The sequence below is a fragment of the Candidatus Methanoplasma cognatum genome (assembly GCA_009777615.1).
In the GTDB taxonomy this organism is placed as follows: Archaea; Thermoplasmatota; Thermoplasmata; order Methanomassiliicoccales; family Methanomethylophilaceae; genus Methanoplasma; species Methanoplasma cognatum.
Map to the genome: position 1 here is coordinate 144,250 of WRLM01000003.1, position 13,014 is coordinate 157,263.

13 protein-coding genes are annotated in these 13,014 nt (G+C 52.7%); 8 read left to right on the forward strand and 5 right to left on the reverse strand.

What is annotated here, in order from left to right; translation table 11 throughout:
- Position 1: 1 nt before the first annotated feature.
- The gene (locus FWG96_05005; protein ID MCL2032606.1) at positions 2 to 229 is read right to left on the reverse strand and encodes a 4Fe-4S dicluster domain-containing protein; all 228 of its coding nucleotides are present in this window, start codon (positions 227 to 229) and stop codon (positions 2 to 4) included.
- A 268-nt stretch (positions 230 to 497) separates the two neighbouring features.
- On the opposite strand from FWG96_05005, the gene FWG96_05010 reads away from it, so the two are divergent.
- The gene (locus FWG96_05010) at positions 498 to 1,283 is read left to right on the forward strand and encodes an alpha/beta hydrolase (GenBank protein ID MCL2032607.1); all 786 of its coding nucleotides are present in this window, start codon (positions 498 to 500) and stop codon (positions 1,281 to 1,283) included.
- A gap of 25 nt (positions 1,284 to 1,308) precedes the next feature.
- Here the strand turns inward: FWG96_05010 and FWG96_05015 are convergent, their stop codons facing one another.
- The 3 genes from FWG96_05015 to FWG96_05025 are packed head-to-tail and all read right to left on the reverse strand — an operon-like array spanning position 1,309 to position 2,803.
- Entirely contained in the window at positions 1,309 to 1,833 is a 525-nt protein-coding gene (locus FWG96_05015; protein ID MCL2032608.1) for a YkgJ family cysteine cluster protein, read from the reverse strand.
- Between the two features lie 12 nt (positions 1,834 to 1,845).
- Complete coding sequence (locus FWG96_05020; protein MCL2032609.1) at positions 1,846 to 2,127, reverse strand: hypothetical protein; 282 nt, start codon at positions 2,125 to 2,127, stop codon at positions 1,846 to 1,848.
- Between the two features lie 52 nt (positions 2,128 to 2,179).
- The gene (locus tag FWG96_05025) at positions 2,180 to 2,803 is read right to left on the reverse strand and encodes a class I SAM-dependent methyltransferase (GenBank protein ID MCL2032610.1); all 624 of its coding nucleotides are present in this window, start codon (positions 2,801 to 2,803) and stop codon (positions 2,180 to 2,182) included.
- A gap of 327 nt (positions 2,804 to 3,130) precedes the next feature.
- On the opposite strand from FWG96_05025, the gene FWG96_05030 reads away from it, so the two are divergent.
- From FWG96_05030 to FWG96_05050, 5 genes are all read left to right on the forward strand, one after another.
- Positions 3,131 to 4,444, forward strand: coding sequence for a phenylacetate--CoA ligase (locus tag FWG96_05030; GenBank protein ID MCL2032611.1), 1,314 nt, complete (start codon positions 3,131 to 3,133; stop codon positions 4,442 to 4,444).
- Positions 4,444 to 4,872 carry an amino acid-binding protein gene (locus FWG96_05035; protein MCL2032612.1) on the forward strand — a complete coding sequence of 143 codons (429 nt, stop codon included), beginning with the start codon at positions 4,444 to 4,446 and terminating at the stop codon, positions 4,870 to 4,872. The genes FWG96_05030 and FWG96_05035 overlap by 1 nt, the downstream gene beginning before the upstream one ends.
- 2 nt (positions 4,873 to 4,874) lie before the next feature.
- Positions 4,875 to 5,837 (forward strand): EF-Tu/IF-2/RF-3 family GTPase, encoded by a 963-nt coding sequence (locus FWG96_05040; GenBank protein ID MCL2032613.1) that lies wholly within the window; start codon positions 4,875 to 4,877, stop codon positions 5,835 to 5,837.
- Positions 5,838 to 5,931: 94 nt separating this feature from the next.
- Complete coding sequence (locus FWG96_05045; protein ID MCL2032614.1) at positions 5,932 to 6,372, forward strand: PaaI family thioesterase; 441 nt, start codon at positions 5,932 to 5,934, stop codon at positions 6,370 to 6,372.
- Positions 6,369 to 6,812, forward strand: a complete 444-nt coding sequence (locus FWG96_05050; GenBank protein MCL2032615.1) for a hypothetical protein — start codon at positions 6,369 to 6,371, stop codon at positions 6,810 to 6,812. Before FWG96_05045 ends, FWG96_05050 begins: the two co-directional genes overlap by 4 nt.
- Here FWG96_05050 and FWG96_05055 read toward each other — a convergent pair.
- Entirely contained in the window at positions 6,809 to 7,366 is a 558-nt protein-coding gene (locus FWG96_05055; protein MCL2032616.1) for a hypothetical protein, read from the reverse strand. The genes FWG96_05050 and FWG96_05055 overlap by 4 nt on opposite strands.
- Before the next feature lie 91 nt (positions 7,367 to 7,457).
- Here FWG96_05055 and FWG96_05060 point away from each other — a divergent pair, with 91 nt between their 5' ends.
- Both FWG96_05060 and FWG96_05065 read left to right on the forward strand, forming a co-directional pair.
- Positions 7,458 to 10,133 carry a PD-(D/E)XK nuclease family protein gene (locus tag FWG96_05060; protein ID MCL2032617.1) on the forward strand — a complete coding sequence of 892 codons (2,676 nt, stop codon included), beginning with the start codon at positions 7,458 to 7,460 and terminating at the stop codon, positions 10,131 to 10,133.
- Positions 10,120 to 12,999, forward strand: a complete 2,880-nt coding sequence (locus FWG96_05065; protein MCL2032618.1) for a UvrD-helicase domain-containing protein — start codon at positions 10,120 to 10,122, stop codon at positions 12,997 to 12,999. The genes FWG96_05060 and FWG96_05065 overlap by 14 nt, the downstream gene beginning before the upstream one ends.
- The last annotated feature ends 15 nt before the right edge of the window (positions 13,000 to 13,014 follow it).

A 13,014-nucleotide genomic window follows, 5' to 3' on the forward strand; every position in this document is an offset into this window, starting at 1 on the left:
CTTAATCCTCCTTTCCGGGACGGTAAACTTCTATTGCATAGGGCTCGGGGCAGTTATAGAAACAAATGAAACACCCGGTGCATCCTTCTCCCGAATATTTGACATGCGTGTACCCTCTTTTGTTCATCTCGCCCGATATGTTCAGAACTTTCTTCGGGCAGGCCGCCGCACACCTGCCGCAGCCTTTGCATTCGTCCACATTAATAATCGGATATGGCTTATCTTCCACTTGCCGTCACGCCCTGTGATTCAGGAATATAACAAGGATACTTAAAGATTATAACGGCCTCCATATGTTATCCTCGTGAATTCAATAGAGATTCCGGAATAGGGCTTTTTTGTGCGACCATGTTGTGCTCTCAAAGGAACTGTGGGATGGGGGATCGATGTGTTGCATACCTTGTTCGGTTCAATTCGAGCCGTTCGCGGGCCGTCATTACCTTTTTGTAGAGGACGCACATTCCGAGGATGATATCTTATTTAGCGGAGACAGAAAGATGCCCAAGGAAACCGTCGGAAATATCAAAATGAACTATAAGGTCAAAGGGAACGGAGAACCAGTGGTACTGATAACCGGCCTTGGGGGAGACGTCTCCTTCTGGAAAGGGATGGTCCCGCTCCTTTCAGACCGATTCATGGTGATAACGTTCGACAACAGAGGCTCTGGGCTCACCGAATATCCGGACGAGCCCTTCGACATAGGGACATTGGCCGATGACATAGTCCTTCTTCTGGACCGCCTCTCCATACCGAAAGCGCACATCCTCGGATGGTCCATGGGAGGGAACGTGGCCCAGGAGATCGCGCTGAGCCACCCCGACAGGGTCGCGTCCCTCACACTCGTCTCCACTTATATGAGACGGCCTTCGAGGTCCAGCTACATAATGAACGCAATGGTCGGCTCCGTCCAATCTGGCGGCGACCTCATATATCTCTTCACGGTGATGCAGTCGCTCTGCATGACCGAGGAGGCCTTCAGAAAGATGGAGGAGAAGGGCATATGCACCCCGTGGAGACTCAACTCGTCCCTGAATGGGTTCCTTTATCAATTGGCTGCGGTGGACGGGTTCGACAGCCGCCTGAGGGCAAAGGGCATACAGGCGCCGACGAGGGTCATACACGGTAAAGCGGACATCATGGTGCCCTCCAGCATGGGGGAGGAGCTTGCGGCGGAGATTGAGGGGGCAGACTTTGTGCTGATCGATGGGGGCGGCCACACTATGTCTCCCAAAGAATATGCCGGGGCGTTTCTTGAGCACGTCCTGAAACATCCCATTATCTGAATGCGCTGCGGACGAGGAAACCCCGTCAGGCGCCATTGCGCCTGACCGCCCTTGCCTCCTCTATCTTCCGAGATATGCTGGAACGTATCACTTTTGTGCAAGGCCAGGAATCGTCCATGTAATTTATGAGTTCAACGACGTCGGCATCATCGTTTGTCAGCGCTATGTAGACCCTGCTCATGAACATCGATACCGCATACGGAAAATCCCTGCATATTTCCGGCCTGTCTTTCCATATCCTGCATCTGTTATCCCCGCCGAGGAAAGCGCAGGGATCCGTCTTTCTGAGGAGAAGTCTCCCGTCAGAGGTCCTTACGATGTAGTTGGCGATGAAGTCGTGAAGCGGTATATCGGCGGCGTCCGCTATCCTGTCCACCTCCTCCGGCAGCACCGCTATGTTAGGCTGGCGGCAGCACCTGCCGCACATTTCGCACGGGAAGCTGTCCTTGTAGCTCATGCATATCTCATATGCAATATCCAGATCCTTCTCCATCTCCGGAGTGATCTCCTTCAGCCCCTGGAGTACATACTTCCCTTTGTACACAGCCATCCGAACACTTCGTCAGAACATGTTGACAAAGCCAAGCATGAACGCTATGACGGACGCCATTAAGCCGGTAGCCGCAAAGCCCATGTACTGAGGCCTGTTCTTGTCGCTCAAAGGGAAATGGCTTGCCACATTGATGGAGAATCCTCCTATGACCATACCTATGGCTCCCAAGCATGTCGCCGCCATTGGCACGTTAAAACTGTAGTACGCTACAACGCCGAAGATACCGCATACCAAAGATAACAATCCGTATGCCACCGGATTCCTGGGCGGCCTGTCGTAATAATCGTCCATTTGCTTACACCTATGGGTGATGATTCTCCTTTACTATTAAAGACATTTCCCATCATCCCGGCAGACGGAACAGACACTCGGTCTTCACCCTCACGGCGCCGAACCGCATGGTCTCGTCCTTCCTTTCACTGCATACCAGTTCGAACCCTTTGAATATGTCCTTCATATCCTCTTCGTAATAATACCGATACTCTATGCCGTTTCCCCGGGTGTTCCTGTCCCTGCCCTCCGACCTCATGTCCCCCACCGCGAACGCCCTCACGAGGACAAGCCCGCCCGGCGCCAGCACCCGGCGTATCTCCTTCGCCGCGCCGGCAGCCTGTACATCGTCCAGATGCTCCAGCACGTGTATCGCGGTGACAGCGTCGAAATAGCCGTCCGGTAGCGGTATGCGGTCGCACTCGGCGAGAATGAACTTCGCTCTGTCGCCGAAGGCGCCGATGCAGTGATTTATCGCCGACGGCGAGAAGTCCAGCCCGGTGACGTCCATCCCCATATTTATCAGGGCGGCCGTGGTCTTACCGGTGCCGCATCCCAGATCCAGGACCTTGGATCCTGGTTCGAGGTCCAGGCTTATTTTGCCTATCCCTCTCCACGGCCTCTTGTGTTCCTGATAGAATCTTTCCCAGCAGTCGGCCTGCCTCTCACGCCCCTCCGGGCCGGACGGATCCCCCATATCGGTGTAATTGGCATATGGTAAAAAGGTTCTTTCTATGGTGCCGAGCGGCCACTCTCCGGAAGGATTGTTTTGCGCGAAAAGCGAGGTCTCTTAAACATCGGAAGTGAAAAGCATGCTTCAGCGTCTGGCTATATTGATGGAGACAGAGTGTACCTTTGAGACGGAATTGAAGGGCGGTCTGTCCCATTTATCGGACACCTCATAAGCCATTGCAGCGGTCGGCATAATCCGCAAAGAAGTCACGGAGATTGCTCTGCGTCCTAACAGCCTCGGCGGGAGACCGTCCGAGAGAGCCATAAATAATAAGACTGATATGGGGTCGGCATGGGACAGAACATGTATTGGAATGCTGACATCGAGTGTATGCCCGCCGACGATCTAAAAAAACTTCAGTATCAGAGCTTTAGGAGCCTTATCGACCGCCTATACAATACGAACAAGTTCTACCACGACAGGATGAAGATCGCGGGGATGCGTCCGGACGACCTCAGGTCCCTGGATGATGTGAAGAAGCTTCCTTTCATGTTCAAAGAGGACCTAAGGGAGAACTATCCCACCAAGATGTTCAGCGTCCCGACCCGGGACATAGTAAGGTTTCACGCCTCGTCCGGCACGAGCGGCAAGCCCACCGTTGTGGGATACACGGAGAACGACCTCGCATACTGGACGGAGGCGCTGGCAAGGTCCCTGACCTCCATCGGGATCGGAAAGGACGACATCCTGCAGGTGTCCTACGGATACGGTCTGTTCACAGGCGGGCTGGGACTGCACTACGGCGCGGAGAAAGTGGGCGCGGCGGTGGTCCCGACAAGCACCGGCAGCACGGAAAGGCAGCTGGAGCTAATGCAGGATCTCGGAGTGACGGCGATAGCCTGCACCCCCTCCTATCTAGTGCACATGAACGACGTGGCCGCAAAGATGGGCATAGACTTCAGAAGGGACACCTGCCTGAAGAAAGCGGTCCTCGGCGCCGAGCCGTGGACTGAGAGCATGAGGGCGAAGATCGAGAGTTCGATGGGCATCAGGGCATACGATATCTACGGGACATCCGAGCAGGCCGGCCCGATGTTCACCGAATGCGAGGAAAGGAACGGTATCCATATCGCGGGCGACATAATGTATGTAGAGATCATCGACCCCGAGACCGAAGAGGTTTTAGAAGAAGGCGAAAGGGGGGAGATGGTCGTGACGATGCTTAAAAAAGAAGCGCTTCCCATGGTCAGGTTCAGGATCAAGGACATAACCTCCCTGATCAAGGACGAATGCCCCTGCGGGAGAACGTCCCCGAAGATATCCAGGATAACCGGCAGGTCCGACGACATGCTGATAATACGCGGCATCAACGTGTTCCCGTCCCAGATAGAATACACGCTGATGCGCATACCGCAGATAGGCGATCAATACATGATAGAGATAACCAGGGACGATGGGGCGCTCGATAACATGAAGATACAAGTAGAGATCAGGCCCGAAGTGTTCAGCGACAGGGTGGAGGATATGATACTCCTGAGAACGGGGATCGAATCCGAACTCAAGAAATACCTGAACATAGCTGCTACCGTTGAGCTTAAGGCTCCGGGTGAACTCCCGAGATTCGAAGGAAAAGCAAAAAGAGTGAAAGACAAGAGGGTGATGTGATGGAGAACGAGAACATAATCACGCAGCTTTCGATATTCGTCAACAACGAGCCCGGGCGCCTGGCGACCATCGCGGGGATACTGAAGGATTTCAAGATCAATTTGAAAGCCTTCAACCTTGCCGAATCGTCGGAGTTCGGCATACTCAGAGCCATAGTAGACGAACCCGACAGAGCGTATGAGAGCATAAGGTCCAAAGGCGTCATTGTCAAAAAGACCGATGTTATAGGAATTGCAATGAAGGATTCGCCGGGCGCGCTTTTCGAAGCAGCGGACGTCCTTGGGAAAGCGGGGATAAACGTTGACTACGGCTATGCGTACAGCGGCAAGACCTTCGAGTCCCTTTTCGTGAGGGTCGACGAGGCTGGGAAGGCCGTCGAAGTGCTGAAGGACGCCGGGATAAAACTGATCAAAAGATCGGAGATATAAGCATGGGCAACCTGAATGTCGCAGTTCTCGGAGCGAAGGACCTTGCCGACAAGATAGGTAAGAAGGGCACCGTCACCGACGTGACATTCTTTGAGGTCAAAAGAGGCAATGATTCGATCACCCTGATAGAGCCTTCCAAATATCCCGAGAAACTGTCATCCCTTTTCTTCTCCATGTGCATGTCCGAATTCGCCATACTCGTAGCGGAGAAGATCGACTCCTCCCTTGGGGAATCCATTATCATGGCCGACCTTTTCAAAATAAAGAACGGGTGGATCATACTCAGAAACTATATCCAAAAAGAACAGCTGTCGCCGCTGATAGCGGGAACGGCCCTGGAAAACTATACCTACGTTGAAGAGGACCACGTCAAAATGAGAGAGGACCTCCTTGATATCGCTCAGAAAGAGGCCCGGCAGCCCGGCAGCGGGACGTGCGGGTCCTGCCCTGTGGACAGTCATTTCAATGTCAAGGGGGTCGGCACGGTCGTTCTGGGGTCCGTCATGGACGGACACTTCAGAAAACACGACAAGATGCAGGTGTTCCCTCTCAAGAGAGAGGTTGTCCTGAAGTCCATACAGAAACACGATATCGACGCGGACGACGGCGTGAAAGGGGACCATGTGGGGCTGGCGCTGAGAGGGATCGAATCGGATGAACTGGACAGAGGGTACGTGCTCACTACGGATCCGTCGGTCAAAATGACCCGTAAGATCACAGGGAAGGCGGAACTCATAAAATATTGGCCTTCGCCGCTGAAAGAGGGGATGGTGCTGCATATGGGACACTGGATGCAGATGATCCCTTGCCGGATAACGGGCGTAGATAACGGGGGCGACTTCAGGAACCCTATTCTTACGATCGAAACGGAATCGGATGTCATACATAAGCCCGGGGACACGGGCGTCATGATGTACCTCGAAGGCGGGAAGCTGAGGATAGTGGGGTCCATAAAGCTTGAGTGATCCCAGATCATATCCGCCCGTTTCCGCGGCGCTTTGGAACCAACCATTTTGACCATGTGTTTTGATTAAATATCACCCCATGTATACCCCATTTATGGACGTGGAAACCATTCTCGGACTGGTGGATCCAAAGTGGCATGATTGTATGGACAACATCCATGAGATGTGCAACGCACCGTATGCCGTAAATAACGGGATAGAGCTTGTCAGCATAGATAAGGACGGAACGGTCGTTATGAAAAAAGATGTTCTGCCCCATGATCTCAACAGCAACGGGGTCGTCCACGGTGCGGCCACATTCGGCATTATAGACCATACGTTTGCGGTCATAGGCAACATGGATGTGCGTACCGTCGGCCTTTCCTGCAACGTCACTTATTACCGCCCCTGTTTCGGCAGCATGATCACAGCGGAGGCGAAGATGATAAACGAATCAAAAACACTGATAACCGCAGACGTGTCCGTCCGCAGCGAGGGCAAGCTAATCGCCTCGGCTACCTGCATAGGTTTCAAAGGCGAGAGGCCGAGAAGATGAGTCAGAAAAAGTGTCCGCGCTGCGGGGAGTATGTCCAGAAGAACAGTCTGACATGCCCCCGGTGTTACGCGGAGATACCAAGGGAGCCGCCTGCTGAAAGCCCGGAACGCGTTGCGAACGGTAAAAAGAAAAGGGTGCCCGGAGATATTCCGGCCGCTGCCGTGCTGCTTGCCGTGATCCCGCCTTTTTTCGGCCTGCTGGGACTTGGGATCATATATCTTCATCCCAGAGACAGTAAGGGATATTGGTTCTTAGCGGCCGGACTGTTATTGTTCCTTTCCGTTATGGCGCTGTTCTTCCTGATGCGGAATTCCGGTTTCCTTTCGGCATTGTTCCTTCTGGTAGCGCTCGTCATCCTGCTGATCGTCTATATCTCCGGAGCCGCGGCGGCTTTGCTTGAGACCTTGTTCGGTTCGGTCTTCAAGATCCTCAGGTTTTAATATTTGCCTTTGGACCTCATGTATATCATGAGTTCCGAGGTCATCTGTGCCAAATGGATGGCCCTTCTTCCGGTCCCGATGCATGCCGGATCGTTCCTCAGAAGTCTTTTGTAGGCCTTCCTTATCGTGACCGGCTCATCAGAAGGGAACCTGCATTTGAGGCTTACAGGCATCTTCGACGACACGGACGGCATAACGGTGGATCTGTATGTTATATCCCAAGGGTCGAAGGTCATGTACCTTCCGAACTCCTGTTTTCCATCGAACGAGGCTATGTTCTTCCCGTCGATGATCTGCGCTGTCTCATCCGCCACCTTTCTTTCCGGATCTCCGGCATAGATCTCTTCGGCAGACAGCCCGCCTATCCCGAAAAGATAGTCGAGTTTCTTCTTCCCAAGCTGTTTTGGGTCATAGTAGATGACGTTATGATAAACGGTCAGGTACTCACTCCGGTCAAGATCCACGCAGCATACGGCGATATCCACTATCTCGTCGTAAGGGAAGCCGTCCGGGCCTGTCGGAAGCGCCTGTATGACGAATATCTCCTCTGACACATTACGGGTTATGCGGACGGCATAATTGTACTTTCGCCAGTTTCGGACACCTCTCTCCTAAATATAAATACCCTGACGACCTGTTTGGAGCATGCGCCGCGCAAAGAGCATCGACGAGCTGTATGAGGAGGTCAAGGGATATGATCTGGTCATCACTAACGACGCCGCTCTGGCCACCGCGCTTAACGCAAGGATAGATATTCCGAAGATAGGCGGCTTCGCCTATACGCCGAGGCACATAGCTGGGAACGAGGCCGTGCCGGTGCTGGGCGCGGGGGTCCTCGGCGATTTGAAGATAATATCAGAGATTTCCAACGAGACGGGGTACGGCTTCAAGCACATTCACAGCGAGCTGGAGAACATACGGACCATAAGGCGGTATAAAAAAGACGTTCGAAGGTATCTGTACTCCCGATCGTCGGCTGATATATACAGGTCCTTTCTGGGACTCAGGACGATCGAGAAACTCATGGATTCCTACATCCCGGAAGAAATGGAGTTCTTCAATGGAAAAAGGACGGCTGTGATAGGGATCGAGCTTTTCAACGACCTCGATAAGCATTTTGTTCCCGCCCGACACGATGAGATCGATATATTCACGGACGGAACATACGAAATAGATACGATATACGAAGTGGGGAACGACAGGCAGATCGCCGAGAATGCCGTCGCCCTGATAGACCCGGAAAGAGCTGACGATACGGCGATCGTGTTTGACACAACGGGCCCGATCGCCGATGCCGTCAGGGCCGCGCTGTACCGCAGGAACATACCTTTCAGGAACACCATGTCCGTGAAGGACCTGTCTCAGGTAAGGGATTATCTCCAATTCCTTTCCCTTTCGCTGTCATATGAGACGCTGAGGGTCAGACATGTCCGTGAACTTTTCTCCGGCTACGGAGGATACTTCGACCAGCGCGAGAACGAATACCTCCTGCACAAGATCGAAGGTCATCTCAGGCACAGAGCAAAAGAACTTGCGGACGTGATGAAGAACATTAGGGAACTCACATTTCAGGATGTCTGCGACCGGGTGGTGAGGGAGGTGCACCGTCCGCAGATAAAGATGCTGATCGAAGACATGAAAGTGAAAGACTCCAAAGTGACATCCGGATCGGTGAATGAGCTGAACTACGCCGTCAATAATATTGACGACCTCCGCCACAACGAAGAGATACCTGACGACGAGAAGAGAGGGGTCCTGCTGGCCGACTGTCTGAAATCCATGTACGTAGACCGCCCTTTCATCATATATCTGGGTCTGGGGCCTGAATGGTCAAGCACGGTTGTCGGTAAGGAGTATATCGACAGAGAGGCGGAGGCGGAGCTCGATATGTACAGGTTCTCGATCCTTTTACAGCAGGGCGTTTCGAGACTCTATGCAGTGAACTCCATGAGGAACGGCAGAGAAGCCTCCCCCTCCCCCATATTCGAGCAGATAAAAGAATATGAAAAAACAGGAGACGGAAGGTCTGCGTCGGTGTCCGGCTTCGGGGATGTGTCAAAAATTGTGATCAGGGGGCAGTGGGCGCTTTCCGGCGAAAAGGATCTGCTCATCATCGGGGAGGACAGGCCGGACCCCGTGGAGAATAAGGATTGGAAATTCTCCAAATCCGCTTACAACAACTACTTCGCATGCCCGCGTGCCTATATGTACGGCAGGATCATCTCGATCCCCGATTCCGAAAGCACGATATTCGGTAACATACTGCACGACTTCGCCGAATTCTACCTCTGTTATCCAGAACTCGTGGAAGGTAAGCTAGAAGAACACACGGAGATGATACGCGAGAAATATTCGGGGCTGTCGAGCCGGCAGATGATGGAGATCGACGGGAGCAGGATAAGGATATGCATGACCAACATCATACGCTTCATCGACTCCCTCATGATAACCGATGTTCCCTTGGACAGGGAGTGCTCGAAGAGAAAATACAGGAACATGTTCATGGAGATGCACGGCTGCAAGATGTACAGCAGCATCACTGAAACGGAATTTGCGTCCCGCACGCATCCGCTTTTCGGCAAATTCGACCTTCTGACCGATCACCGAATAGTGGATTACAAAACGGGGAAGGCCATCGCAACGAAAGATATAACGAAAAAGATGAATACATCTCTGAAACAAGACTATTTCGAGTTTCAGCCGCTGATCTACCTGTCTTTGATGAAGGACAATTCTCCCCCGCCGCATATTTTCAGTTTAGTCTATGTCGCGGACAACGACGTACGCTCCGTCACCGATGAAAATTTCAAAATAGCGGACAACGTCCGCGACGTAGTGCTTATCGAAGATAGCATGAAAGCATTCCTGTCGGACCCGAACTCTCCCGCCAAGACCGCATTCGGCAAGACCTATCAGCACATCACTGACCGATGGAGTTCGTTCGTGAACAGGGCAATGGTGACGGGGATGGATTCTTGCACATCCTGGAAGAACGACCGCGGACTGATCTCATCCCTCATCGGCATACTTGGAATGAATGATAACAAAACCAATTCTGACAACGTATCAAAAGCGCTGGGGAAGCTCTCGGACATTATCTCGTCGGGAATGTTTGTTGACAATGATGAAGTCATCATTCCCTCGGACACCCTTGAAAGGTTCCTCTCGATGGTGGATGAGCATCATTCTCTTGCGTCTTCGCAGACATACTCGGAGTTCCCCCCGTCCCCGAGAAGAGACTGCGGAGGATGCGATTTCTTCAGGGCCTGCACAAAAGACGTGGTCGAACTTGACTTAGGTGATGAAAATGACGACGAATGACCTGAACCCGTCGCAGAAAGCGATCGCCGACGAACTTGAGGGGATGATCGTTGTCGACGCGGGACCCGGTACCGGCAAGACGCACACAATTGTGGAGAGGTTCCTGAACATCCTGAGTAAGGAGGACGTGGGAACTAAAGACGTCCTTCTTCTGACATTCACAAGAAACGCGGCAAGCGAGATGGAAGAGCGGATAAGGAACAGGATGGCGGGAACCGAGCTTTCCAGATCGTCCAAGTTCATTCAGACGAGCACTTTCGATTCATTCTGCTACTCAGTGGTGATGGAATCCCCCGATACGGTCAGCAGGTTCTTCAGAATGAGCGAGGTGCTCACAAGAGGGGCGGCCCTGGTGGAGAACGAAACGCTGAACTTGGAATACTTCACGGATTTCTTCGACCGCTTCATGATCTCCCGTCCCGAAGAATATGGCTTAGAGGAGGTCATAGCATCGCAGAACATCCCCGAACTGTACAGGATCATTAACAAACTGATGTCTATGGGCGTCGTCCCTCTGAAAAAAGGATGGTTCGGCGGTAATGACGGCCGCGTCCTTTTAGGGGATCCGGAAAGGGTCCGCGGGATACTCTCCTCCATGAACGGCAATGCCAGTCCCAGAGGGAACTACGAATTGTCTGATTTCCTCTGTAAGAAATTCTCGAATGATCAGACCTTTGGAGAACTCGGTGTCTCAAGGGCGGAACCTTTGTCCGATATGATGATCGAGGAGGCATCGTTCGATAACAGGACCGAGCTTCTTTCGCTGATCCATGACGTTTATTATGAATACGTCAGAAGCTGCATAAACGACGACAGACTGACATACGGCCTCGTTGCCTCCTTTGCGTTCATAGTGCTGTACGAGGACAAGAGCGTAAGAGAAAGGATGTCCGTGAAATATCTCATGATCGACGAGTTCCAGGATACCAACGAGAATCAGCTGATGATCGCGCTGATGCTGCTTAAGGAGCCGAACCTCTGCGTGGTTGGGGATTGGAAACAGGGGATATACGGTTTCAGACATGTGTCGATCGAGAACATCATTGATTTTGAGAACAGAGCGATAGCGCTGAGAAGGGTACTTAACGACGACAGCGTGAGGATCCCGTTCTCTATACCGGAAGTAAAGAAGCTGTCGCTGGATATTAACTACAGGAGTTCGCAGATCATAATCGACGCCGCCTATGACGCTTTGTACATACCCGCGACAAAAAAGGACGATGTCAACAGAGATCTGCTGGAAAACAACATCACCAGAATAACCGCTCGGCGGGATGACATCGGCGGCGATACCCGGATAGAGTTCGTATCCGCCGCTTCGAGGGAGGAAGAAGCGGAGGAGGTCATCAGGACAATAGCCGGCTACGTGAACGGCGGTCATCTGATCCATGAAGGCAGCACGGCAAGGCGCCCGGGATTCGGCGACATAGCGGTCCTTTGCAGGAAGACCGACCTGTGCCGTGCGGTCAACGACGCCGCCATATCTTCCGGCATACCCGCATTCCTTCAGGGGGACGTGGAGGTCATGAGCACCAGGGAAGGCAAGCTTGCGCTGGCATGGCTCAAATATCTCAACAACAAGGATGACGACTGGGGTATAGGCCCAATAATGGCCGATGCGGGATACACCCTGAGCGACATCCTCGAGTTGAGGGGGGAACCTCCTTCCGTGTTCTCGGACATGAGAAGATCCCTCATAAGGAAAAAAAGGCGTATAACCGATCTTCTCTCGTCGGTGTTCGCTTTCTACGGCCTGAACAACGATATGACCCAGACGATCATCTCCGTCATATCGTCATCCCACAGGGACTCCCTGCTCACCATATCTGACGTGATAGGGATGATAGAGAAAGACATAGAGAACCACACGAAATACCAGGTCGACGGCATGCTTGACAGGAAAGCGGTTACGATACAGACGATGCATAAATCAAAGGGACTGGAATACCCGATAGTGATAATAGCGGGAGTGGACTCGAAGGTCATGCCCAGCATACAGTCCGATAGATCGACATACACCTTCAACGACGCCACCGGCATACGGTGCAGAAAGAGCGTCTCCTCCTTTGGAGGAGATTATTCCAAGATAACGGCGTCATGGAAGACCTACCTTGCGGAATACTCTTTGACGAAGGATTACAGCGAGGAAAGGAGGCTCATGTTCGTCGCCCTCTCTCGGGCTAAACAATATATCACGGTGGTGTCCGGGCCGAAACCTTCCCCTTTCTTCGAACATCTTTTGAAAGGAAGGGGCCGGCCGTGCGGGGATGCCGATATCAGGAAACTCGATGTTAAAGCGGATGTCGATCTCATCCAGGCCCCGGCGATAGGGAAATTCGCCCCCAGAAGGGTCAACCTGGGAGTGCACGATATCATGCGCTCGATCGGTTCCCTCCGCCCGGATGCCGACACGGACGAGTTCTCCGGCAAAGGCAAGGAATACGGAACAGAGATTCACGAGCTGGCACATGCTATGGCTGCCGGCCACAAGGTGGATGATGAACGGCCTGAGGTGCCCGTTATCCGAGGGGTGCTTTCGGCGGCCTCGGACGCCGATCTGATACTTCCTGAGAAGGAGTGTTCCCTGCCCTTCAACGACCTCAACGTTACTTTGAAGGGAGTGATAGACCTTCTTATCGTCAGGCCCGAAAGGATCGAGGTGCACGATTATAAGACCGATATCGACACATCCTATGAAGAGGAATACCGCATACAGCTGAGCGTGTATGCCCACGCCGCCTCCGAATATTACGGGAGACCGGCGAAATGCATTATAGATTACGTCTCTCTGGGAAAGACCGCTGAGTTCGATCCGCTGCCCAAGGAGGCCATCGCCCAGAGGATCGCAGAGTATATTTCTTTATAATGGAAAGTGCTGCAT

What these genes read in the sequence shown, in the direction of transcription:
- FWG96_05010 (MCL2032607.1), top strand. Translation starts at nt 498, where the DNA reads ATGCCCAAGGAAACCGTCGGAAATATCAAAATGAACTATAAGGTCAAA.
- FWG96_05015 (MCL2032608.1), bottom strand. Translation starts at nt 1,833, where the DNA reads ATGGCTGTGTACAAAGGGAAGTATGTACTCCAGGGGCTGAAGGAGATC.
- FWG96_05020 (MCL2032609.1), bottom strand. Translation starts at nt 2,127, where the DNA reads ATGGACGATTATTACGACAGGCCGCCCAGGAATCCGGTGGCATACGGA.
- FWG96_05025 (MCL2032610.1), bottom strand. Translation starts at nt 2,803, where the DNA reads ATGGGGGATCCGTCCGGCCCGGAGGGGCGTGAGAGGCAGGCCGACTGC.
- FWG96_05030 (MCL2032611.1), top strand. Translation starts at nt 3,131, where the DNA reads ATGGGACAGAACATGTATTGGAATGCTGACATCGAGTGTATGCCCGCC.
- FWG96_05035 (MCL2032612.1), top strand. Translation starts at nt 4,444, where the DNA reads ATGGAGAACGAGAACATAATCACGCAGCTTTCGATATTCGTCAACAAC.
- FWG96_05040 (MCL2032613.1), top strand. Translation starts at nt 4,875, where the DNA reads ATGGGCAACCTGAATGTCGCAGTTCTCGGAGCGAAGGACCTTGCCGAC.
- FWG96_05045 (MCL2032614.1), top strand. Translation starts at nt 5,932, where the DNA reads ATGGACGTGGAAACCATTCTCGGACTGGTGGATCCAAAGTGGCATGAT.
- FWG96_05050 (MCL2032615.1), top strand. Translation starts at nt 6,369, where the DNA reads ATGAGTCAGAAAAAGTGTCCGCGCTGCGGGGAGTATGTCCAGAAGAAC.
- FWG96_05060 (MCL2032617.1), top strand. Translation starts at nt 7,458, where the DNA reads ATGCGCCGCGCAAAGAGCATCGACGAGCTGTATGAGGAGGTCAAGGGA.
- FWG96_05065 (MCL2032618.1), top strand. Translation starts at nt 10,120, where the DNA reads ATGACGACGAATGACCTGAACCCGTCGCAGAAAGCGATCGCCGACGAA.